Annotated in this window: 19 protein-coding genes; 12 read left to right on the forward strand and 7 right to left on the reverse strand. The window is 39.4% G+C overall.

Annotated features, from left to right (window positions below; translation table 11 throughout):
* The first annotated feature begins 303 nt into the window (after positions 1–303).
* Positions 304–2,028, forward strand: a complete 1,725-nt coding sequence (locus ACHSBP_RS13470; protein WP_395389143.1) for an acetolactate synthase 3 large subunit — start codon at positions 304–306, stop codon at positions 2,026–2,028.
* Positions 2,028–2,528 (forward strand): acetolactate synthase small subunit, encoded by a 501-nt coding sequence (gene ilvN / locus ACHSBP_RS13475; protein WP_010559148.1) that lies wholly within the window; start codon positions 2,028–2,030, stop codon positions 2,526–2,528. Before ACHSBP_RS13470 ends, ilvN begins: the two co-directional genes overlap by 1 nt.
* A 218-nt stretch (positions 2,529–2,746) precedes the next feature.
* Here ilvN and ACHSBP_RS13480 read toward each other — a convergent pair whose 3' ends face one another.
* On the reverse strand, positions 2,747–3,019 hold the full coding sequence (locus ACHSBP_RS13480; protein ID WP_010559147.1) for an HU family DNA-binding protein: 273 nt from the start codon (positions 3,017–3,019) through the stop codon (positions 2,747–2,749).
* Positions 3,020–3,625: 606 nt separating this feature from the next.
* On the opposite strand from ACHSBP_RS13480, the gene dgt reads away from it, so the two are divergent.
* Entirely contained in the window at positions 3,626–5,098 is a 1,473-nt protein-coding gene (gene dgt / locus ACHSBP_RS13485) for a dGTPase (protein ID WP_395389145.1), read from the forward strand.
* Between the two features lie 130 nt (positions 5,099–5,228).
* A complete protein-coding gene (locus ACHSBP_RS13490) occupies positions 5,229–6,911 on the forward strand; it encodes a hypothetical protein (RefSeq protein ID WP_395389146.1) in 1,683 nt (560 codons plus the stop codon).
* Positions 6,912–7,212: 301 nt separating this feature from the next.
* On the opposite strand, the gene ACHSBP_RS13495 is transcribed toward ACHSBP_RS13490, so the two are convergent.
* The 4 genes from ACHSBP_RS13495 to ppk1 all read right to left on the reverse strand — a co-directional run bounded on the left by ACHSBP_RS13495 (position 7,213) and on the right by ppk1 (position 11,681).
* The gene (locus ACHSBP_RS13495; protein WP_395389147.1) at positions 7,213–7,602 is read right to left on the reverse strand and encodes a zf-TFIIB domain-containing protein; all 390 of its coding nucleotides are present in this window, start codon (positions 7,600–7,602) and stop codon (positions 7,213–7,215) included.
* A 237-nt stretch (positions 7,603–7,839) separates the two neighbouring features.
* A complete protein-coding gene (locus tag ACHSBP_RS13500) occupies positions 7,840–8,058 on the reverse strand; it encodes a hypothetical protein (protein ID WP_010559143.1) in 219 nt (72 codons plus the stop codon).
* Between the two features lie 54 nt (positions 8,059–8,112).
* Positions 8,113–9,612, reverse strand: a complete 1,500-nt coding sequence (locus ACHSBP_RS13505) for an exopolyphosphatase (protein ID WP_395389149.1) — start codon at positions 9,610–9,612, stop codon at positions 8,113–8,115.
* Positions 9,612–11,681, reverse strand: coding sequence for a polyphosphate kinase 1 (gene ppk1, locus ACHSBP_RS13510; RefSeq protein ID WP_395389151.1), 2,070 nt, complete (start codon positions 11,679–11,681; stop codon positions 9,612–9,614). The genes ACHSBP_RS13505 and ppk1 overlap by 1 nt, the downstream gene beginning before the upstream one ends.
* Before the next feature lie 1,067 nt (positions 11,682–12,748).
* Here ppk1 and hisG point away from each other — a divergent pair.
* From hisG to hisIE, 8 genes are read left to right on the forward strand one after another with little or no spacing between them, the layout of a single operon-like run.
* Positions 12,749–13,648 carry an ATP phosphoribosyltransferase gene (gene hisG, locus ACHSBP_RS13515; RefSeq protein ID WP_010559139.1) on the forward strand — a complete coding sequence of 300 codons (900 nt, stop codon included), beginning with the start codon at positions 12,749–12,751 and terminating at the stop codon, positions 13,646–13,648.
* Between the two features lie 3 nt (positions 13,649–13,651).
* Complete coding sequence (hisD, locus tag ACHSBP_RS13520) at positions 13,652–14,947, forward strand: histidinol dehydrogenase (RefSeq protein WP_395389153.1); 1,296 nt, start codon at positions 13,652–13,654, stop codon at positions 14,945–14,947.
* Positions 14,944–15,996 carry a histidinol-phosphate transaminase gene (hisC, locus tag ACHSBP_RS13525; RefSeq protein WP_010559137.1) on the forward strand — a complete coding sequence of 351 codons (1,053 nt, stop codon included), beginning with the start codon at positions 14,944–14,946 and terminating at the stop codon, positions 15,994–15,996. The genes hisD and hisC overlap by 4 nt, the downstream gene beginning before the upstream one ends.
* A 5-nt stretch (positions 15,997–16,001) precedes the next feature.
* Positions 16,002–17,063 carry a bifunctional histidinol-phosphatase/imidazoleglycerol-phosphate dehydratase HisB gene (hisB, locus tag ACHSBP_RS13530; RefSeq protein WP_395389155.1) on the forward strand — a complete coding sequence of 354 codons (1,062 nt, stop codon included), beginning with the start codon at positions 16,002–16,004 and terminating at the stop codon, positions 17,061–17,063.
* Positions 17,060–17,644 (forward strand): imidazole glycerol phosphate synthase subunit HisH, encoded by a 585-nt coding sequence (hisH, locus tag ACHSBP_RS13535; protein WP_395389157.1) that lies wholly within the window; start codon positions 17,060–17,062, stop codon positions 17,642–17,644. The genes hisB and hisH overlap by 4 nt, the downstream gene beginning before the upstream one ends.
* An 8-nt stretch (positions 17,645–17,652) precedes the next feature.
* Positions 17,653–18,387: a 1-(5-phosphoribosyl)-5-[(5-phosphoribosylamino)methylideneamino]imidazole-4-carboxamide isomerase gene (hisA, locus tag ACHSBP_RS13540; RefSeq protein WP_010559134.1), complete on the forward strand. Its 735-nt coding sequence runs from the start codon at positions 17,653–17,655 to the stop codon at positions 18,385–18,387.
* Entirely contained in the window at positions 18,369–19,142 is a 774-nt protein-coding gene (gene hisF / locus ACHSBP_RS13545) for an imidazole glycerol phosphate synthase subunit HisF (protein WP_010559133.1), read from the forward strand. Before hisA ends, hisF begins: the two co-directional genes overlap by 19 nt.
* On the forward strand, positions 19,139–19,750 hold the full coding sequence (gene hisIE / locus ACHSBP_RS13550) for a bifunctional phosphoribosyl-AMP cyclohydrolase/phosphoribosyl-ATP diphosphatase HisIE (protein WP_010559132.1): 612 nt from the start codon (positions 19,139–19,141) through the stop codon (positions 19,748–19,750). The genes hisF and hisIE overlap by 4 nt, the downstream gene beginning before the upstream one ends.
* Positions 19,751–19,760: 10 nt before the next feature.
* Here the strand turns inward: hisIE and ACHSBP_RS13555 are convergent, their stop codons facing one another.
* Together ACHSBP_RS13555 and ACHSBP_RS13560 are read right to left on the reverse strand one after the other, a co-directional pair.
* Complete coding sequence (locus tag ACHSBP_RS13555) at positions 19,761–20,285, reverse strand: DUF6436 domain-containing protein (protein ID WP_010559131.1); 525 nt, start codon at positions 20,283–20,285, stop codon at positions 19,761–19,763.
* Positions 20,275–21,753, reverse strand: a complete 1,479-nt coding sequence (locus ACHSBP_RS13560) for a methyl-accepting chemotaxis protein (RefSeq protein ID WP_010559130.1) — start codon at positions 21,751–21,753, stop codon at positions 20,275–20,277. The genes ACHSBP_RS13555 and ACHSBP_RS13560 overlap by 11 nt, the downstream gene beginning before the upstream one ends.
* Positions 21,754–22,000 lie beyond the last annotated feature (247 nt).

Genomic DNA, 22,000 nt, shown 5'->3' on the forward strand with positions numbered 1-22,000 from the left:
TTCAATTCGCCAGCAATCAAAGATAACCAAAAAAACCACATTTTTAATTTTAATACTGATAATAATGAATTATTTATGTCAATTGAAGAATTCACCGTTGACAACAGTTAACAAAAATAATACAAATACGTTAATCAATTTTTAGAGCAAATTTAAATGACATTATTTCTTCTACTAACAGTCTTCGTCCTGGTCTTAATTAAGTCGCCAGCGGGGAGCTATTAGTTAATTTTGTCATACTGAATTTAATAAGCCCCCGCAACTAGCGGGGGTTTTTTTTATCTACTGCACAGAGGAATGAGGATGGACAGTAATAAAATGTCGGGTGCTGAGCTTGTTGTTAAAGCGTTAAAAGCACTTAAGGTTAAATATATTTTTGGTTATCCCGGTGGTAGCGTATTAGATATTTATGATGCCCTATTTGCTGAGAACGAGCTTGATCATATTTTAGTGCGTCATGAGCAAGCTGCGACGCATATGGCCGATGGTTTTGCGCGAGCAACAGGTGAAGTGGGCGTTGTACTTGCCACATCAGGACCTGGTGCAACTAACTGTGTTACTGGTATTGCAACTGCTTATATGGATTCAATCCCAATGGTAGTTTTATCTGGCCAAGTACCTACCAATTTAATTGGCGATGACGCCTTTCAAGAAACCGATATTGTTGGTTGCTCACGTCCAATCGTAAAACACAGCTTTAACTGTCGTGATGCAGAAAAGATCCCAGAAACCCTAGCAAAAGCATTTTACCTTGCTGCGTCTGGTCGACCTGGTCCCGTTGTCGTGGAATTACCAAAAGATATATTAAATCCGGCACTTGCGTTTGATTACTTTATGCCAGATGACATATCGATGCGTTCGTACAGCCCGAATACCAAAGGTCATCCAAAGCAAATCAAAAAAGCAGCATCGGCTATTTTAAATGCTAAACGACTTGTTATTTACTCAGGCGGCGGCGTTGTATTATCTGATACATCAGAGCAATTAACAGAGCTAGTTGAAAGCTTGAATGCACCTTGTACCAACACCCTTATGGGATTAGGCGGTATTTCAGGCACGCATCCCAACTTTATTGGTATGCTTGGCATGCACGGTAATTTGGAAGCAAACAAAGCAATGGCAAACGCCGATGTTATTCTTGCATTAGGTGCACGCTTTGACGACCGCGTAACCAATAATGTTAAGAAGTTTTGTCCCAACGCGACGATTGTTCAGGTTGATGTTGACCCGACGTCTATCTCTAAAACCATTCACTGTCATATACCGGTCGTTGGCGATCTTGCTACTGTATTTGCACAATTGCAAAGTGCGATTAGTAAAAGCGACATTCAAATTGACCGCGCTGCGCAAGAAGATTGGTGGCGACAAATTAATAATTGGCGCGAACAGCGTTGTTTAAGTTTTGAAACTGGCTCAAAGAAAATTAAACCACAAGCCGCAATTAAAGCGCTCTACGAAGTAACTAAGGGCGATGCCTATATTAGTTCAGACGTAGGTCAGCACCAAATGTTCGCCGCACAGCACTATCCTTTTGCAAAACCACGTCAGTGGATTAACTCTGGTGGCCTTGGCACTATGGGTTTTGGTTTTCCTGCAGCGATGGGTGTAAAACTCGCTTTTCCTGATAAAGAATCAGTATGTGTTACCGGTGATGGGTCTATTCAAATGAATATTCAAGAATTATCAACCTGTATGCAATATGGCTTGCCAGTAAAAATAGTGTCTTTAAATAACCGTTCGCTTGGCATGGTACGCCAATGGCAAGACATGATTTATTCGGGTCGCCACTCATGTTCTTATATGGAATCCCTGCCTGATTTTGTAAAACTTGCAGAGAGCTATGGTCATATTGGTATTCGCATTGACCACCCAAGCGAGCTTAATGAAAAGTTAAAAGAAGCATTTTCCCATAAAGACAAACTGGTATTTATCGACATCAATGTAGATGAAAATGAACACGTGTATCCAATGCAAATTCGTCATGGCTCAGTTGATGAGATGTGGCTGAAAAAAGGAGTAAAAGCATAATGCGTCATATTTTAAGCATTCTTTTAGAAAATGAACCAGGCGCCCTATCACGTATTGTTGGTTTGTTTTCGCAGCGCGCCTACAACATTGACAGCTTAACTGTGGGTCCAACTGATGATGACTCATTATCGCGTATTACAATAACGACCACAGGTAATGACCGTATTCTTGAACAAATCACTAAGCAAGTTAATAAGTTAGTAGATGTACATAAAGTGATTGACCTGAGTGATGCAAGTCATATTGAACGTGAGTTATTGTTAGTTAAAGTAATGGCTCATGAAGAGAAAACACGTGCGGCCGTAACCCGTGTGGTTGATATATTTGGCGCATCTATTTTAGATATGGGTAAAACAACCTACACACTGCAGTTAGTTGGCGCAGTTGATAAGCTCGCATCTTTTATTGATACCTTAAAAAATGAAACTGAGGTGATTGAGGTTGTGAGATCTGGCGCAGTTGGTTTAAGTCGTGGCGACAAAGCGTTAAGACCAAAGTAATTATAAAGCGTGTTAGATAATTACGCTGTTTTGCTAACTAGGTTGGATTATTCAATGTAAATAACTACGTTGCAGGTTCAGCCTGGTTAGCATGTTTCTACCCAGTACCATTTTATCGAATAATTACCAAGTGGGTTTAACCTACAGTTGAATAACAAACAATAAAAAAGGAGCTTAACGCTCCTTTTTAAAGTTATTGGGATGATAACTTTTACAAATTAGTTAACGCTGTCTTTAAGACCTTTACCTGCTTTGAAAGTAGGGATGTTAGCTGCAGCGATTTGAATTTCTTCACCAGTTTGTGGGTTACGGCCTGTGCGCGCTGCACGTGCTTTAACAGAGAAAGTACCGAAACCAACTAGCGCTACAGAGTTACCGTCTTTTAATGATGTAGACACTGCACCAGTGAATGCGTCTAATGCGCGAGCTGCTGCTGCTTTAGAAATTTCTGCGTCCGCAGCGATTTTTTCAACTAATTGTGCTTTGTTCATTATAGATTCCTATCTTTATTATTTTGCCTTTGCAGACCCTATAGTTATGCATTTTTTCTGGCTTGGCAATACGTATTTGTCATTTTTTAAGCAAAATCACCAAAAAAATTGATTTTAAGTTAGTAATTTAATGATCTTGTTGCTTAAACGGCCTGATGCTTAGACTTTACGAGTAATTGTGTTGCAATAAAACAAAGCCATAGGCTTACAACCGGCGAAAGTAATAGGCTTAGAAGGTCTGCATAGTTTGCTAAAAAGTAACTTAAATCCATTTTTATCATCCCAGATATTGAGTATTTATTACTTAGTCGCAGCGAGATCAAAAAAGGTTGAAAAAATAATTATATTTTTTAATACCTACAAGTTATTCGAACAGATTTGAGCACTTTTTGCCGCGTTATATAATAAAAAACCCGCTAGCCCAGCGGGTTTTTGCTTTTCATAAACTCATAAATACTCGGGATATAAACTTAAAATCATCTTTTAGGCTTTAAGTTAGCATCATCATGCCAAAATTAAACTGAACATTAAGTGAACCAAGTAAAACACGCTAGAATCCGTTTTGCCTGAGTGTTAAATTGTAAAAAACAGAAAAACGATATCGCTATGGATTTCAAACAGAAAATAAATGCTAAACGTCCGTTGAATCAAACTAACAATACAAAAACCGCACTTGAGAGCGATCGTGGACGTATTATAAATAGCGCAGGATTGCGAAGATTACAGCAAAAAACACAAGTGTTTCCTCTTGAGCGCAATGCAGCCGTTCGTTCACGTCTCACCCACTCTCTCGAAGTGCAACAAAATGGCCGATTTATTGTACACACCATATTTAATACACTGAGCGAAGTCCAACTAACCCAATACGGGTTGAAGCCTCTTGAGCGTGAATTAGAAAGTTTAGTTGAAATGGCGTGCTTGATGCACGATATCGGTAATCCTGCGTTTGGTCATTTTGGTGAAGCCGCGATAAATGCTTGGTTTAGTAAATACTTAAAGGCTCATCCGCTTTCAAAGCACGCATTTTCTAAAAATATGGGTGAAGATTCCCCTCTTTCACCTACGCAATCGATACTACACGAACTTTGTCATTACGAAGGTAACGCACAGGCGATAAGAAATGTTCACAGCTTATTTGCGCTTAACCTAACCTATTGTCAAACAGCCAGTATCTTAAAATACACACGCTGTGGCACATTGCCTAAACAGCAGGTGCCAGCAAATAAGCAGTATTTAATGAAAAAAGTTGGCTATTACTTTAGTGAAAGTGAATTTATTGAAACGCTTTGTGGCGAACTTGGCATAGAGTTAGGTCATCGCCATCCTGCCAGTTACATTATGGAAGCCGCAGACGATATTGCATACTGTTTAGCTGACATAGAGGATGCAGTAGAAAAAGGATTAATTTCGATCCCTTTCTTAATAGACGTATTAGACCGAGAGTACCGCAATGTACTATCACAGTTTAATATTAATGAAGATGAACTTAACTCATTTATGCAGCGTAAGTGCGAACACGCCTACGATTACGCACAAAAACACGATTACAATATCGAAAACAATTTCTTCATTCGTCTGCGCGTTAACTTGCTCCACCCGTTAGTAAAACACAGTGCAATTCGATTTTGCGATAATATTGAAGAAATTTTCCATGGTAGCTTTAATGCCTCTCTCATTGAAGATAATAGCTATCAACATGCGATTACGCATGCCCTTAAGTCAGTCGCGTTTAAATATGTATTTTGTCATCACGAAGTACAGCAGCTTGAATTACAAGGACACAAGATTATTACTACGTTGCTTAACGAATATGCGTGTTTGCTCGACTATTCCCGTAACGACTTTAATAAACTACTCGCTGGTGAATTTAATTTTTCGGTTGAATCGCGCTTACTAAACCGAATTTCATCGAAATATCTGTCCGTATATAAAAAATCGGTCGATACATTAGATGCGTTGAAACAAAACGACCCAATCTACGAGTTTTATTATCGTGCACGTTTAATACAAGATTTTATCGGCAATATGACTGATCAATTTGCCTATGATACGTACCGAAAACTAATGGTAATTGAGTAGATTTAAACTTAAATTGCGTCGCAAAATGCGAAAATTTCATGATTCAGCCTTAGTATTCAATAAAAATCAATGAATTAACTAAGGCACGTTCATTGCTCAGATAAAGAAAACGATTATTTGAGTACCTGATATGGCGCAATTTAGTCTTAACGTAGCAAAATCTATTGGAAACGAAATTGGCGAATGGTTCCAAGCAAATATCACCGACTTTAACACTAGCCTCGCCTCAACCTGTCATTCGACACATCTGTTCGACATTTATATTTGGGGCGATGTTGTCTATCGAAATCAAGATAGGCAAATAACCGCTGATCTACTGAATGGACTAAAAAAGTGTTATACCGGTCGATCTTGGGTACTAGTTAACAAAGAAACCCGTATTGTTTACGCAGCGAGTGATGAATTTGGTACGTTTCCGCTACTGGTGTATCAGCATCAACAACATACCATTATTGCAAGCTCGCGAACTGCCCTAATTAATTGCTTAGAAGATAACGTTGAATTTAATCAGACAGCCTTACGTAACCTGCTTGCACTGGGGCAGCTTTTTAACAGCGATTGTATAATTAAGCACACCCAACATTTAACTGGTGAATCTCTGATTAAGGTTAACCTTAACAACCACACGCTTGAGAAACAAAAATTACAGGCGCAATATGTTAAATGTTTAAACAAAACCACCAAATATAGCCATGCAAAAGATGCGTTTATTGAAGCAGTAAGAAAGTGCTTCAAACACGATAATAACCCATTAGTATCTTTGTCGGGCGGTCTTGATTCTCGCGCTATATTGTCGGCATGTGACGTTTTAAACTTAAAGCCCGAAGGATTGTGTTATGGCGAAGTTAATAGTACGGATGTTCAGTATGCGATTAAGCTTGCTAATGCATGTAATTTGAAACTGTTCCATTCAAAAAGTTCAACCACGCATTTTGATACACAAACGATAAAAAGAATTACGCAAGCGAGCATTGGCGAAGTCCCGTTTCACCATGCGCATGCGTTAATCGACGAGCAACTATTAAACCAAACCCAAGGTCGAACAATTATAACCGGTACAGGCGCAGAAACGTATCGTGCGTTTTACTACGACCGAGGCATGCCAGGTTTTCGTTTCTTCGGGCAGAGCTCACTTAACAAGTATACAGTGCCTCGCATCGAACGTTATATCAGTGAAGAATTAACAAAACAAACGTGGCCAATCGCTCAACTGCTTTTAAAAGGCAGTGTTAGTATGGAAAAAACGCTTAACGATTTTATCAAAGAGCACATCTGTAAATATGTCGATGCAGCGAAGCAGGCTGATCAATTTTACTTAAAAGCCCGTTGCCAGCGAATGGTTGTCGCTGGACAGCAATTACTCGACAGTTACTATAATCGCACACACCCATTTTTAAATGATGAGGTCGTGTGTACAATGTTGAATCTACCTGCAAAGTACAAATTACACAGTGCTTTTCATCGCAAACTAATATCTGATTTATCGCCGAAACTTGCAGCACTACCTTGGGACAAAACGCACAAACCTTTAAACCGCGGGTTAACATTTGGCCAAAAATACCCAGGCTTACTCAGCCGGTTTGGTTTAAACGGGCATTTTGGTAAGCGCTCTAAACCTATGTACCAATATGATTATTCAGAAGTTAGTCAAAGCGTGTTATTAGCAACCGTAAATTTACTTGGACTTGATGATGAAGACAAAGCGGCGCTAATTTCACAAATAAGGCAATATAAGCTTGAGAATTATATAATCGGTTTTGGTCTAGTTTGGCTTAATTGCGCCGACAAAGCGCAAATATTGAAAGCAAGTTAGATGCTACACTTTTTCACAAATTGACAAGCTTATGACAAACCTTGGCCCAAGCTTACTGATATATTATCGCTCGACTGTTTACCACCCCGACCAAAGGTAAATAATTAAACCCTAAAGGCCCAGCTTATAAAGATTCCGAATTACTCAAAGATTGGGCCTTTTTTTGAGTTCCTCGTAAGGTTACTTTCCTCTTGTAAGAAACAGTACTTCGCATATCTTTGGTGTGAAAAATGTAAGCGTTTAACGCATTAGCATCGTTTTGAACTTTAACAACTAATAAGTGTGATGTGTTCTTTACAGCTCAACTAAACAAAAGCGAAATAAATGGCAAATCACTTAGCATGTGTAACGCACGGTTATCGTAGTTAGGTAACTTATAATATTCAAAAAAGGCTTGGGATTGGGTAAGGTTAAACAAAACGCCTTTGCAATTCTCACAATGTGTAAGTGTTATTTCAGCCAAGTTTTTATCAAAAAGTGTATTTGAACATTGCGGGCATGCGTATTTACTTGCCGTGCCTTTAGTTGTGTTTAAATGCGTTGAAAAAGTGCTAAAGTTAAATCTTCCCTTACCATCAAGCGCTGCATAGTACTTTTCAGGTAGCCATGAATAACCGCATTTACAACCAAAACCTATTTCCCCATAACCTTTCCACACCTGAAAATCACATTCTTTACACACACAACGCATTTTTTACTCCTACTCTTTTGATTTAGTAGCGTATTAGAAGCACAATAAATCCGCTTAGTTTATGTGTTAAAGGGTGTATTTCGGTGTTGATTGGCTAAGTAGGATGTACATGGGTGTTATGGTAAATCCGCTTTCAATAAATCAGCACCCTACAGATAGCTTTATGGGTTCTCAGCAATTTTTGCGCGTATTAATAAGACTAAAGGCAGTGTTAAAACATGAGCTCTTAGGGGAGAATCAAGCCCAAGTGTCAATATGCTCCTCATCATCTTCACTTGTATGGCTTTCTTTTGTCGTATCTTCTTTTTGTTTTTTAAGTTCGGACAGAGTCGCCTCATTCTTTTTAAGGCGCACTTTTGTAGTCTTATTATCGCTCACGCCAACAACATATAAGGTAGATTTATCCACTGGGTGCACAGTGTTAATACGCGGCAAAAATGGGATTAAAATATCCATACATTACTCCTAGAACTTATCTATATATCGGCTAGGTTATAGTTTGCTTTAATATTAACGGTTTATGCAATTTAAGTTGATGCCATGGGGTTCCAGTAACATAGCTTCTTTTTCGAAGTCTGCTTGTAATAGAGGTTGTTCTTGCCACCAATTTTGCTCAAACGTTACATCAATTGAGTGCTCCAAAAACCTGATCTGGTCAATTTTAACAAAGTCACATTGACGCTTTTGTGTAAACAACAGTGCTAATCTAAAGATAGAAATCGCCTGCATAAATTCTTTAAAATCTGTGTTTGATTCAAGCTGTTCAGATTCAAGTTTTAATTTCTTTCGATGATTCCGTACTAATAAGGTTAATAACTGCTGTTCTTCTTGGCTAAAACCGGGAAGTAAACTATTCGCGATTATGTAAGCTGAATGCTTACGAATGTTAGACGAACTTATGCTTAAACCGACTTCATATACGTCTGCAGCAAAAAAAACGATTTTCTGCAATTGCAAGTTTACATTCCAATCTTTGTTTGCATGTTCAAACAACCAAGTAAGCATCGCTTTTACACGACTAGATTGACTTTTATCACAGTCAAAACGCTGGGCGAAGTTATCAATGCTTTGCTGCTTTAGGTTGTGATTATCGCTGCAATCAATTAACTCGTGTAATACCCCCTCGCGTAACGAAAAATCACAATACGTTAACGACTTTATATTGAGTAACTCGAAGCACGCAATGGCAATCGCAACAGCAGAGCAGATAATACCCTTACGTTCTTCACTCAGTCCTGGCAACTCAATATGTTTAATATCGCCAAACGAAATCAATTTATGTTTGATTACGTTTAAGTCTGACAAAGTCATTTGATCATACTCTGAGTCATTAATGAGAGTGTGCTGTACGATACTCAAAATTGCTTTAAAGCTACCCGATGTACCAATAGCGCACTGCCAGTTGGTATTTTGATAGGCATTAAGAATAGGCTCTATTTCTTGGCTCGCAGCAACAATGGCACGGTTAAAACTATCATGTGAAATAGTATTATCAGCAAAAAACATTTGCTGAAATGTAACACATCCCATGCTTCGGCTAGCAAGCTGATGCGTATTGGGTCCTTTGCCAACAATAAACTCGGTGCTGCCACCGCCAATATCTATCACCAGTCTTGTATCGTTATCAACACGATAATTAGCAACGCCTTGGTAAATTAACCGTGCTTCTTCCAATCCAGAAATTACATCAATATTAAATGGAATGATTTTTTTCGCACGTTGAATAAAGTGATATTTATTTTTTGCTTTTCGTACCGTGTATGTGGCTACGATTTTTACGTGATTTGCGTTAAACCCTTGCAGCGTTGTCGCAAACTCTTTTAATGCAGTTTCAGCTCTGACTATCGCGTCATCGCTTAAATTGCCGGATGCGTCTAACCCTTCAGCTAAATGCACTTTTAGTTTTTCTTTGTGTAAGATTTCTAAACGGCCGCTTATTTGCCTTGCAACAATCAACTGGAAACTATTTGAACCAATATCTAACGCAGCAATTGTTGCAGTGCTTTTCATTAAGAGTTTTCTCGCTTTTTCAGGTAATCATAAATTGCAATTTGAGAGCGAAGCTTCATTTTATTGCCTCTACGAACGTAATGGTTGCGTTGGCTTGAGTCTATTAATCGCGCTTTAGCACGGTCTTTAAATTGCAATTCAAGAATATCAATTATTATTTGCTTTAACGCATTATCGTAAATTGGTGTCGCCACTTCAACTCGATGATCGAGGTTTCGCGTCATCCAATCTGCCGACGAAATATAGACTTTTTCGTCACCCGAATTATGAAAAACCATAACTCGAGGATGCTCTAAAAATCGGTCGATGATACTGATAATACGAATATTTTCTGAAATTCCCTTAATATTGGGAATCAAACTACACATACCGCGAACGATAATACGAACTTGCACCCCAAAGGTCGACGCCTCATAAAGCTTATCAACCAAGCCCGTATCAACTAAGTTATTGACCTTAAGCGTAATTGCAGCTGGTTGCTTTAACTTTGCTTGGCTAATTTCGCTGTCGATTAGTTGATAGATTTTTTCACGCGCATTTACCGGCGAAACCATTAAATGTTCAAAGTTAAACGACTTGTAACTGTATTCAATAAAACGGAATACATCGGTGGCTTCGCGAGTTAGCTCAGGATGTTTAGTAAACAAGCTAAAGTCAGTATAAATATTAGCGGTTTTTTCATGAAAATTGCCAGTACCAATGTGTGCATACTTTTCAATCACACCTTTTTCCTTACGGTACACCAAACATAATTTTGAATGTACTTTTAAACTTGGAATACCAAATATTACTTTTACGCCCGCATCTTTTAACAGCCTAGACCATTCAATATTATTTTCTTCGTCAAAGCGCGCTTTTAGCTCCACCATCACAGTGACTTTTTTACCATTTCTCGCCGCGTTGAGTAGCGCACTGATCACACGTGAGTGCTTTGCAACTCGGTAAATGTTAATCTTAATTTGCGTCACTTTTGGGTCGTAACTTGCTTGCCTTAAAAATTCAGTGAGGTGATTAAAGGTATGATAGGGATAATAAAGTAAAATATCACCAAGACTAATCGCTTTAAAAACATTGTCTTGCTGACTAAATTCTTTATTTTTTAAGGCCGGTAATGGACGGTTTTCAAGGTATTTACGCCCAACATTAGGAAATCCGATAAAGTCCTTAAAATTACGATATCGTGCCGAACCAATAGTCGAATCATATTGTTTAACACCCAATTTTTTACACAAAATTCGTAACATTGCTTCAGGCATATCATCGTCATATACCAGGCGTGTAGGCTCAGAGTTTAAGCGTTGTTTTAACCCTTTAGACATTTTATCAAGTAAACCTTCGTCTACTTCATCATCAAGGTTGTACTCAGCATCGCGAGTCAGTTTGAACGCGTGACCTGAGATTTCATCAAACTTATAAAGCCCGGTAAAAATATCGCGCAAAAAGTACTTTATTAAGTCATCTATTACGACAATGTGCTTATCTTTTTTGTTACGTTTGCTAGGTAAAATGACAAAGCGATTAATGGTTTGTGGCACTTCAAGTGCTGCATATTGCTCTCGCTCACCGTTAAGCGAAACCAATATATAAACACACGAATCATTTAGGTGAATTTTCTTCTCTGGGGCATCACTGACTTTAATTGGCGTCATGTGATCGAGTACATTATTTATAAAATACTCGCTTAACCATGCTCGTGCTGCTTCATCTAGCTGTTCTGGCTTTGAGATGTAAATATTATAACGCGCTAAATCGATTAAAATTTGTTGGTAAATATCGTCAAACTTCTCGTTTAGCTTGAGTACTTTCTCTTGAATTTCGGCAAGTAACTGAATGTGCGTAGAAGGAAGCTTTTTAACTTCATCGAGTAAAATTCTGCGTTTAACATCGGCAACTCGCACTTTAAAAAACTCATCAAGATTATTAGAGAATATGCCTAAAAAGCGAATGCGCTCAATAATCGGGTTAGTTTGATCTTTTGCTTCTTGTAACACGCGTTCGTTGAAAGACAACCAACTTAATTCTTTTTCAAAATATAACGGCGTCGCCGAGATATTAGATTCCATTTCCATGTAAAACTAATTTATGCAATTAACTTATAGATTAGTTTATGTATTTTTTATTGCACAATTATTACGTGTTAACAGTAACTTAAAAAACGCGCCAAACGAGTCCAATAAAATCCATTTATAATGGCATGGGTTTACATAAACTCTTTTTGTCATTTGCACAGCGCGCGCACTTTTTACAGACAAAGCGAGGGTTATTAACTAACGCCGCTAGCTTTTCTAGCTTTTGCTCAATTTCTTTGCGCTTCCATTCACACAAAGTTTTACTCACATCTAACCTCAATTAACTAATCTAACGCTATTGTTGAAACAGCTATTTTATTACCAGATCAAACAAACTAAGTCCAAATTGCGCTTTACGCTAAGCCCTAGTGATAAATTAAACACTATTTTATAAAACAAGCGTAATTTGACCTAACACTTTTATTTTTAATTAGGGAGTTTCTGTTGCATTTAAAATGTTCATATTACTTTAATTATCTTTCAACATTAATGTATTAGCTATTGAGTGCATTAAAGTTGCAGTGCTGATAATTTTCCCTTTGATAAGCTGCTTTCTTAATCAAATCTGATACTAATTATTCGACTAATTTTGTCGTCAGGTTAAACGCAAGCCATCAAACAAGACAAAATACCCCCTTGACCAACTTAATCTCCAAAACACCCTAAAAATTACAATTTAACTTGTATATACAGGCCTATACAAGCCAATTTTAAAGCGCCAACCAACAAGGTTAAGATGTTGTTTTTATTGACATGTCATTTTTTGAAATATAGTATTCACAATTAAGATGCTATTTTTTATTGCAAAGCATTAAAATTCATGTTTTTCTATAAATACAAAAGCCAAACAGGCTTATTATTTAAAAGGTTTATATCATGCTAAATACACTGAACACTATTCATCACCATCATACAACGGAGTAGCTTTCAGGTATTTCGCTGGAGGGCTATTCCGAAAATATGTCCTCTGGTAATCAACAAGAATGAGCCCGAGGACAACCTCGGGCTTTTTTGTAGCCCAAATTAAATTTAACGCATTATTAGAATTAAATATTGGGAATGAGGAAATGAGTGATAACAACCGTCTACGCATTGCGATTCAAAAATCTGGGCGTTTATCAAAAGACTGCCAAGACCTACTTAAACAACTGGGTGTAAAACTAAACTTACGTGAACAACGCCTAATTGCACACGCTACAAACATGCCAATTGACGTATTACGAGTACGTGATGACGATATCCCTGGGTTGGTAATGGACGGCGTGTGTGACTTAGGTATCGTCGGCGAAAACGTTCTTGTTGAAAGCCAAGCAGAACGCGCTGCACAAAGTCTAAATGCCGAGGTGACTAAACTTGCAAAACTCGATTTTGGTTATTGCCGCCTAGCACTTGCTTGGCCACAAGAGTTAGGTCAGTTGCCGTTAAGTTGGTTTGAAGGCAAAAAGATTGCGACTACCTATCCTGAGATTTTAAAGCAATATCTTAAAAATCAAGGGATCAACGCATCGACTGTGCTACTTTCAGGGTCAGTTGAAGTTGCGCCGCGTGCAGGCCTTGCTGATGCAATTTGTGATTTAGTTTCAACGGGTGCAACACTCGAAGCAAATGGTCTTTTGCAAGGCGAAACCATCTTAGAGTCTAACGCCTGTTTAATTCAAAACCCTTCAATGGATAACCAGCAAAAGCAAGCATTGCTTGATACTTTGCTACCTCGTCTAAAAGCGGTGCGCCAAGCTAAAGAAAGTAAATATATTATGCTTCACGCGCCTAAAGCCGGATTAGACGAAATTTGCGAATTGTTACCTGGCACGGGCAAGCCAACAGTTTTATCACTTGCTGGCACTGACGATTTAGTTGCATTGCATATGGTATCTAGCGAAACGCTTTTCTGGGAAACCATGGAAGCATTAAAAGAAAAAGGTGCAAGCTCGATTCTTGTTATGCCAATCGAAAAGATGATGGAGTAAACCGTGAACGTTTGGTCGCAACTTTCCGCTGCACAACAAAAGGCTTTATTGGCGCGCCCTGCTCAACAAGATCAGAGCGCACTGCAAGCGCGTGTTCAAACTATTATCGATACCGTCAAAGAAAATGGCGATAAAGCGCTACTGGATTTTAATCAGCAGTTCGATAATAACCAAAGTGAACAGCTTATTGTGCCACAAAGCGAAATTGATAATTCACCAGCGCTATTAAGTACTGAATTAAAAACTGCTATTGATATTGCGTTTAATAACATTACTAAATTTCACCAAGCACAATTACCCGTTACGAAAATTATTGAAACACAACCTGGTGTGTGTTGTGAGCTACGTTATCAACCAATTCAAGCAGTTGGAATTTATGTACCTGGTGGTACTGCTCCCCTGCCTTCGTCGGTATTAATGCAAGGAGCCCTTGCAAAACTAAGTGGCGCTAAAACCATTGTGTTAGCAACACCGGTTAAAGGCGATATGGCGATTAATCCAGCCATTTTGTACGCCGCAAAATTGTGTGGTGTGACCACGCTTATTAAATCAGGTGGTGCAGGTGTTATTGCAGCAATGGCTTTCGGTACGGATTCCGTACCCAAAGTAAATAAAATATTTGGCCCGGGTAACAGCTATGTGACGATGGCAAAACAGCTAGTTGCTCAGCAAGCTACTGGTGTTGCAATTGATATGCCTGCGGGTCCTTCTGAAGTGCTTGTAATTGCCGATGATGGCGCAAACCCCACTTTTGTTGCCGCAGATTTACTATCACAGGCCGAACACGGTGAAGATTCTCAAGTAGTTTTAGTATCAAACTGCGAAACGTTAATAAACGAAACCAAACGTGAGATTGACGCGCAACTAAGTACGCTTTCGCGTAAGGCGATTGCTCAAAAAGCATTGTTAAACTCGCCTTATATATTAGTTGATAGCATTGAGAGTGCAATTAAGGTGTCAAACCAATATGGGCCGGAGCACTTAATTGTACAAACACGTAATGCTGCAGATATTGTAGATAAATTCTATAACGTTGGTTCGATGTTTGTTGGCGATTATACGCCTGAATCAGCTGGCGACTATGCCTCTGGTACAAATCACGTGTTACCAACGTATGGCTATAGCCAAGTTTATTCCGCGCTTAACTTAATGGACTTCTTTAGAACCTATACAGTGCAAACCATTTCACAGTCTGGCTTAGCACAACTTGCAAACAGTATCTTGCCGCTAGCAGAAGCTGAAGGGTTAGACGCACACGCAAACGCGGTGTCAATCAGGTTACAGGAGGCCAAATTATGAGCCGTGAATTTGCCCCAGAATATATTCAATCACTGAAAGCGTATAGCTCTGCAAAAAGCGAAAAACTAACTGGTTCAACATGGTTAAACGCCAATGAAAGCCCTTATGCAAAAGAGTATGAATTAAATTTAGATAACTTAAACCGTTACCCAGATCCGCAACCTGAAAACGTCATCAACGCCTACGCGCGATATAGCAATCTTGCAGACGAAAACATTTTGATGACACGTGGCGCAGATGAAGGTATTGAGTTATTGGTACGCACCTTTTGTCAAAATGGTAAAGACAGCATCGCACAATTTTTACCGACTTACGGCATGTATAAGGTAACCGCAGAAAGTGCCAATGTTGCGTTAGTAGATTTAAGCCAAGCGCTTTTAATTAATGCACCACAGTCAGAGCTTTTAGATAGTGTTGGTAACGCCAAGTTGGTATTTGTCTGTAATCCAAATAACCCAACCGGTAACGTGCTTCCACTGTCTCGAATCGAAGAGATTGTAAAAGCGTTTGAAGATAAAGCCATTGTCGTCGTTGACGAAGCTTATATTGAATTTTGTGAAGAATTTACAGCGGCAGGTTTAATAGAAAAGTATCAAAACCTGGTGGTTTTAAGAACCTTATCAAAGGCATTTGCATTAGCAGGTTTACGCACGGGATTTGTGTTAAGCAATCCAGAGCTAATTAATACCATGCGAAAGGTGCTAGCGCCGTACCCTGTATCGAGTGTGGTTGCCGCAATAGCCGAACAAGCGCTTACAAGCTGCAACATCAGTAGCGTTAAACGCCAAGTGTCAATTATAAACAACAATCGTGCAACGCTAATTAATCAGTTATCTGCGTGCAAGCACGTGCGTAAGGTGCTACCGAGTTTTGCAAACTTTGTCACTATCCAGCTTAGCGATAAAGCACACATCGCAGCAGCTATGCAAAGTGGCTTAATTATGCGCCCTTTTACACTTTATGGCGAAGATAACTGGCTACGCATCAGTATTGGATCAGAACAAGAGCTTAACGTTGTATTCAACTGGCTAGTAGAAATAAACGGATAATAATTATGGCAGTTCCTTACTTATTTATAGATAGAGACGGTACTTTAGTAGAAGAGCCAGCTATCGATAAACAACTTGATACACTCGAAAAGTTAGTTTTTGAGCCAGGCGTTATACCTGCGCTGTTACAACTGCAAGCTGCAGGTTATAAACTGGTTATGGTATCTAACCAAGATGGCTTAGGCACAGATAGTTTCCCAAAGGCCGACTTTGACGCTCCGCACAATAAAATGATGCAGGTTTTTAGCGCATCGAACATCACTTTTGATGAGGTATTAATTTGCCCACACTTTGACGATGAAAATTGCGCCTGCAGAAAGCCAAAAACAGGGTTACTAAAAAAGCTGATGCAATCAGGCAATGTCGATTTATCCAATTCCTATGTGATTGGCGACCGCCAAACCGATATTCAACTTGCTGAAAACCTGTGCTGTGAAGGTATTTTGTATACAGGCAACTGGCCTGAGATCGTAACTAAACTCACGACGCGTAATCGTACCGGCGAAGTTAATCGCAATACCAGCGAAACCCAAATCTCAGTTAGCGTAAACCTTGATTCGGGCAAACAAGGGGAAGTACAAACGGGACTTGGCTTTTTTGACCACATGCTCGACCAAATTCGTACGCACAGTAATATCGGCCTTAATATTAAGGCATCTGGTGATTTACACATCGATGAACATCACCTTGTTGAAGACGTTGGTATTGCACTTGGTCAAGCACTTAAACAAGCGCTGAGTACCAAAACACAAATTGGCCGCTATGGTTTTTCGTTGCCAATGGATGAGTGTAAAGCAGACGCACAGATTGATTTATCGGGTCGTGCATCGTTCGTACTAAATGCTAATTTCTCTCGCGAAAAAGTGGGAGACATGGACGTGCAAATGGTTGAGCACTTCTTCAAAAGCCTCACTGATAATGCGGCAATTAGCCTAATTTTAAGTGTGTCAGACGGTAATTGCCATCATCAAGTTGAAGGGCTATTTAAAGCGTTTTCACGTGCACTGCGCATGGCAATTACCAAAGATGTTACCCAAACCACTGCCAGTTCTAAAGGATGTTTATGATAGCCATAATTAACACCGGTTGTGCAAACATTAATTCGGTTCGATTTGCATTTGAGCGTTTAGGCGCTCAGGTTGAAATTATCACAGAGCCAGAAAAACTTAACGATTTTCCTCGTGCTGTGTTACCCGGTGTAGGTCATGCCTCGGTTGCAATGAAACGCTTAATTGATAACAACTGGCAAGATGCTATACGCAATTACAAAAAGCCTTTACTAGGCATTTGTTTGGGTATGCAGTTAATGTGCGATGAAACTGAAGAAGGTGGAGTGAAGACCCTAGCACTTATTCCTGGAAAACTAAATGCGCTTAAAAGCGAGTGCCTAACACTACCGCATATGGGCTGGAATAATTTAGATTTAAAGTCAGACCACCCTATTTTAGCGGGCATCAATGGCAACGACCAAGTGTATTACGTGCATAGTTTTGCTCATGTGCCGAATCAATACACATTGGCATCAAGCAATTATAGTACTGAATTTTCAGCTATTATTGCCAAAGATAATTTTATTGGCATGCAATTTCATCCTGAAAAATCAGCCCGCGTTGGCGAACGTTTGCTGAAAAACTTTTTAGCGTTATAGGAACAATAATGATTATTCCCGCATTAGATATTTTACAAAATCGAATTGTTAGACTATACCAAGGCAAGTACGACACGGCACAATTTTATGATTTTGACTTTAAACAACGGTTAACAGAGTACGCAAATTCAGGCGCTGAACGAATTCACATTGTTGATCTTGAAGGCGCCCGTGATCCGGACAAAAAGCAATGGCAGTTCATTCAAGAAGCATCAAACGAGCTCAAACTACCCTTTCAAATCGGCGGCGGCATTCGAAGCGAGTCAGACATATCCACTTGGCTGAACGCAGGCGTACATCAAGTGGTGATTGGCTCGAAAGCAGTGACGGACAAGAGCCAAGTAAAGAATTGGATAAGCACATTCGGCGCAGCTAAATTTGTAATCGCACTGGATGTTAACAAAGACGGCGAGACCTGGCGCCCAGCTACCCACGGTTGGCTCGAAAAATCACCTTACGATCTGTTTGAATTTATAGAATTCTATAAAGAATTGGGCGTAAAAGACTTTTTGTGCACTGACATTAGTAAAGATGGCACAATGACCGGCCCTTCATTTAAGCTATACCAAGACATTCTTTCAAAGTTTGATGATATTCGCGTACAAGCATCAGGCGGTGTTAGTTCCCTTGAGGATATTAAGCAGTTAAAAGCGCTTGGTGTCGGTGGTGTAATTTTAGGTAAATCATTACTTGATAATGCGTTTAGCGCTAAGGAGGCTGTAACGTGTTATCAAAACGCATAATTCCTTGTTTAGACGTTAAAAATAATCAAGTTGTAAAAGGCGTTAAGTTCAAAGAGCACGAAATCGTGGGCGATATTTTGCAACTTGCCGAAGCGTACTCGCAAGCAGGTGCCGATGAGCTAGTGTTCTATGAAATTACAGCGAGCGTCGAAAAGCGTTTACTTGATGTCACTTGGGTGGAGCAAATTGCCCGTTATATCAATATCCCTTTTTGCGTTGCAGGCGGCATTAAATCGGTCGCCGACGCTGCAAAAGTACTCGAAATGGGCGCGGATAAGATCAGCATTAATAGCCCTGCAATAGCAAGGCCTGAGCTTATTAAAGAGTTACATGATGAGTTTGGAAAACAGTGTGTTGTGGTTGGTATCGACAGTTTTTACGACAAAACCACAGGTGAATACCTCGTATATCAACTAACGGGCGATCCTAACTCATCAAGCCAAACACGTTATAAAACTCATGAATGGGTTAAGCAAGTTCAAGACTTAGGTGCCGGCGAAATTGTACTTAACTGCATGAACCAAGACGGCGTAAGAAAGGGTTATGACAACCGACAATTAAGTGAAATACGCGCGATTTGTGATGTCCCTTTAATTGCCTCTGGCGGCGCGGGTAAAATTCAAGATTTTGCCGACGTGTTTCTACAAAGCAATGTCGATGGCGCACTTGCTGCATCGGTTTTTCACAAAGGCTTAATTGATATAACCGAGCTAAAACAAACCCTGAATCAACAGACAATTCCGGTGCGATTATGAAATTAGATTTAAGCAATATTTCTGCTCTTGATTTTGATAAAAGTGAGCTTATTCCCGCGATTGTACAGGATGTGCAATCGGGGCAAATTTTAATGCAGGGCTTTTGTAATCTAGCTGCTGTGCAAACGACTTTAGAAATTGGTAAAGTAACCTTTTATAGCCGTTCAAAACAACGTTTATGGACAAAAGGCGAAAGCTCTGAAAACTATCTGGAATTAGTATCAATGCATACTGATTGTGACCAAGATTCGTTATTAATACTCGCAAAACCGCAAGGTCCAACTTGTCACTTAGGCACACAGAGTTGTTTTGGTGATGCGAGCACCGATTTAAGCTTTTTAGGTACGCTTAACAGTGTTATTGCAAAGCGAAAAAATGACGACCCAGCCGAAAGTTATACTGCAAGTTTATTTGCCAAAGAGTTGAGTCGAAGTTGCCAAAAGGTTGGCGAAGAAGGTGTTGAAGTTGCCTTAGCAGCAATGAAAAATGACAACGAAGAGTTACTCAATGAATCAGCTGATTTACTGTATCACTTATTAGTTCTGTTACAACGACAAAGCCTCAATATTAGCCAAGTTATTAATGTACTAAAAAATAGACATAAATAATCTCTACTCTTTAACCAAGGTTGCAATAGCAACCTTGGGCATCAGTTAAAATAGTCGCGCCTAGTGCGTTGTGACCGGTATCGTCGTTTATGTACTGCTCGACAAGACCTTCGCCTTCGCTACAAAACATTCCTGTTGCATACGGACCAAGATAGGTTAACTTACCATTTTGGTTGATAACTGCGACCGCAGGTACCGAAGGTATATTAAAACGATTATTACTTTTAAGCGTTATAACATGATTTTTAAAGCCGTGTTCCGATGCAAGGTTTTTCACTGACATAACATGGCTTTGGGCAACATACTCACAAAAGCAATTATCCATTTTAAAATGCACTACAGCCCCATTACTAGTACCTATAGTTTCTTCAATAAGCGATGTAAAGCGATTATCAAATTGAGTGTCCATCGCGTTACTCAAAAGCAAGCCGTTTACATCAAATTGCTTTGCTTTTAATGTAGACAAGTACAACACACTGCTGGTTAAAATAACTGACCATACAGCTAACACAACCCAATGTAATTTAGAGATCAAAGCGTGATAACTCGCGGTTTAAGTTTTCAATATCGTTCTTCATCTCTTTAAAGCGTTGCCCGGACTCATTAGTATTGTGTTTTAATTGCTCAGAATTATGTGATAAGCGCTGTGTCGACTCAGAAATACTCGCCGACACCGTTGCTTGTTCATTTGCTGCACTTGCAACAGAAGCCATGTTATTAACCATGCTTTCAATATTATCAACCACGCCCATCATCATGTTAGATGCGTCTTTTGCTTGTGCAACCGTGTCTTCTGCTTGAACTAAACACTTGTCCATTTGCTCAACCGAAGACGACGCCTCATTAATTAACGCCGCAGTAATTTCACTGATCTGCTCTGCATTTTGACGCGTTTTCATAGCAAGTTGCCTTACTTCGTCTGCAACAACTGCAAATCCACGGCCGTGCTCACCGGCGCGAGCTGATTCAATTGCAGCATTTAACGCTAATAAGTTTGTTTGGTCTGAAATCGATTTAATTGCATTCATCACTTCTTCAATCTGATTACACTTTAACGCAAGTTCACCAATTGTTTGTGATGTCGCCGCTAAGTCTCCCTTAAGCCCTTCGATGTTTTGTGCTGAACTATCAATTATTTGCTTTGTTTTATCAGTACGGGTAAACGCATCGCTTGCACTTTCGTTTGCTTCACTTGCTTGGCTCGCAACGTTCGCATTTGCTACTGTCATTTCTTCCGTTGCAGTCGCAATTAAGTTTATTTGACTGACATTTTCGTCGGTCGCACGCTCTACATCGTTAGTTAAATCTAACACAGCTTCAGAGCGTAGTAACACACCTTCACTGACGGTTTTGGTTTGTTTTATAAATCCACTTAATGAGGTCATTAACTTTTGATAATCAGAGCCATCTGATTGCTTGTTTGTAAACGCGGTTAAGTCAAACTTACCCTCTTTACTCAATACGTCGTGTATTGATTCTGACAATTTATAAGCACTTACCGCCTCTCTATGCGTTAATTTAGCGACATACATTAATACGCCGCCTTCGGTTATGGCAAACAATGCATGAATAGTCAAAATGTAAAACGCTAAATGCCCTTGTTCAAATATGTAAATCGAGGCGCCTTGCGACTGCACAATAAAAAACAGAATATGATGAACGGCTATAAATAATACGCTGGACAAAATCACCTGCCAATCGCGGTAGAAACTCAAAAATGCCAGCATTACAAATATTTCAAAGTGTAATTCGGTTAACCCCATGGCTTGTTGAATATGGAGTGCTGCAAATAACTGAACCGCGATACCCACAGCATGGCGAGTAACCGATGCAAACGGTGCAGTGTTAATTAAAAATAGCGGCAATGCGACAATAAGCAGGCCAATTGCGATACCTTCAAACCAGGTATCGGTAAAGAATGCGATAATTAACGTAATAATAAACTGGCCAATTAATACCGCAGAGAAGATCCGGTTTGCTTTTTCAATCCAAGGGTAATTCATTTAAACTTCCAAATAGTGCTCATAAATAAACGGTAATACAACATAAGTTGTACGGTTTTTACTGCCAAATGGCTCAATTTCCTATGCCACAATTTTAAATCTAAGTTAAAAATTAGCTTTTATTTATTTAATTAATTTGATGCTTGATTAAATGCTACGCAATACGCGTGTTGATACTTGATAAATCACAATATTGCATACGTTAAGCATAGATTTTCTTTTTAAGTCTCGCTATGCTGATGACAAA

Source organism: Pseudoalteromonas sp. XMcav1-K (assembly GCF_044005875.1).
GTDB classification, from domain to species: domain Bacteria; phylum Pseudomonadota; class Gammaproteobacteria; order Enterobacterales; family Alteromonadaceae; genus Pseudoalteromonas; species Pseudoalteromonas spongiae.

What these genes read in the sequence shown, in the direction of transcription:
- ACHSBP_RS13470 (WP_395389143.1), top strand. Translation starts at nt 304, where the DNA reads ATGGACAGTAATAAAATGTCGGGTGCTGAGCTTGTTGTTAAAGCGTTA.
- ilvN (WP_010559148.1), top strand. Translation starts at nt 2,028, where the DNA reads ATGCGTCATATTTTAAGCATTCTTTTAGAAAATGAACCAGGCGCCCTA.
- ACHSBP_RS13480 (WP_010559147.1), bottom strand. Translation starts at nt 3,019, where the DNA reads ATGAACAAAGCACAATTAGTTGAAAAAATCGCTGCGGACGCAGAAATT.
- dgt (WP_395389145.1), top strand. Translation starts at nt 3,626, where the DNA reads ATGGATTTCAAACAGAAAATAAATGCTAAACGTCCGTTGAATCAAACT.
- ACHSBP_RS13490 (WP_395389146.1), top strand. Translation starts at nt 5,229, where the DNA reads ATGGCGCAATTTAGTCTTAACGTAGCAAAATCTATTGGAAACGAAATT.
- ACHSBP_RS13495 (WP_395389147.1), bottom strand. Translation starts at nt 7,602, where the DNA reads ATGCGTTGTGTGTGTAAAGAATGTGATTTTCAGGTGTGGAAAGGTTAT.
- ACHSBP_RS13500 (WP_010559143.1), bottom strand. Translation starts at nt 8,058, where the DNA reads ATGGATATTTTAATCCCATTTTTGCCGCGTATTAACACTGTGCACCCA.
- ACHSBP_RS13505 (WP_395389149.1), bottom strand. Translation starts at nt 9,612, where the DNA reads ATGAAAAGCACTGCAACAATTGCTGCGTTAGATATTGGTTCAAATAGT.
- ppk1 (WP_395389151.1), bottom strand. Translation starts at nt 11,681, where the DNA reads ATGGAAATGGAATCTAATATCTCGGCGACGCCGTTATATTTTGAAAAA.
- hisG (WP_010559139.1), top strand. Translation starts at nt 12,749, where the DNA reads ATGAGTGATAACAACCGTCTACGCATTGCGATTCAAAAATCTGGGCGT.
- hisC (WP_010559137.1), top strand. Translation starts at nt 14,944, where the DNA reads ATGAGCCGTGAATTTGCCCCAGAATATATTCAATCACTGAAAGCGTAT.
- hisB (WP_395389155.1), top strand. Translation starts at nt 16,002, where the DNA reads ATGGCAGTTCCTTACTTATTTATAGATAGAGACGGTACTTTAGTAGAA.
- hisH (WP_395389157.1), top strand. Translation starts at nt 17,060, where the DNA reads ATGATAGCCATAATTAACACCGGTTGTGCAAACATTAATTCGGTTCGA.
- hisA (WP_010559134.1), top strand. Translation starts at nt 17,653, where the DNA reads ATGATTATTCCCGCATTAGATATTTTACAAAATCGAATTGTTAGACTA.
- hisIE (WP_010559132.1), top strand. Translation starts at nt 19,139, where the DNA reads ATGAAATTAGATTTAAGCAATATTTCTGCTCTTGATTTTGATAAAAGT.
- ACHSBP_RS13560 (WP_010559130.1), bottom strand. Translation starts at nt 21,753, where the DNA reads ATGAATTACCCTTGGATTGAAAAAGCAAACCGGATCTTCTCTGCGGTA.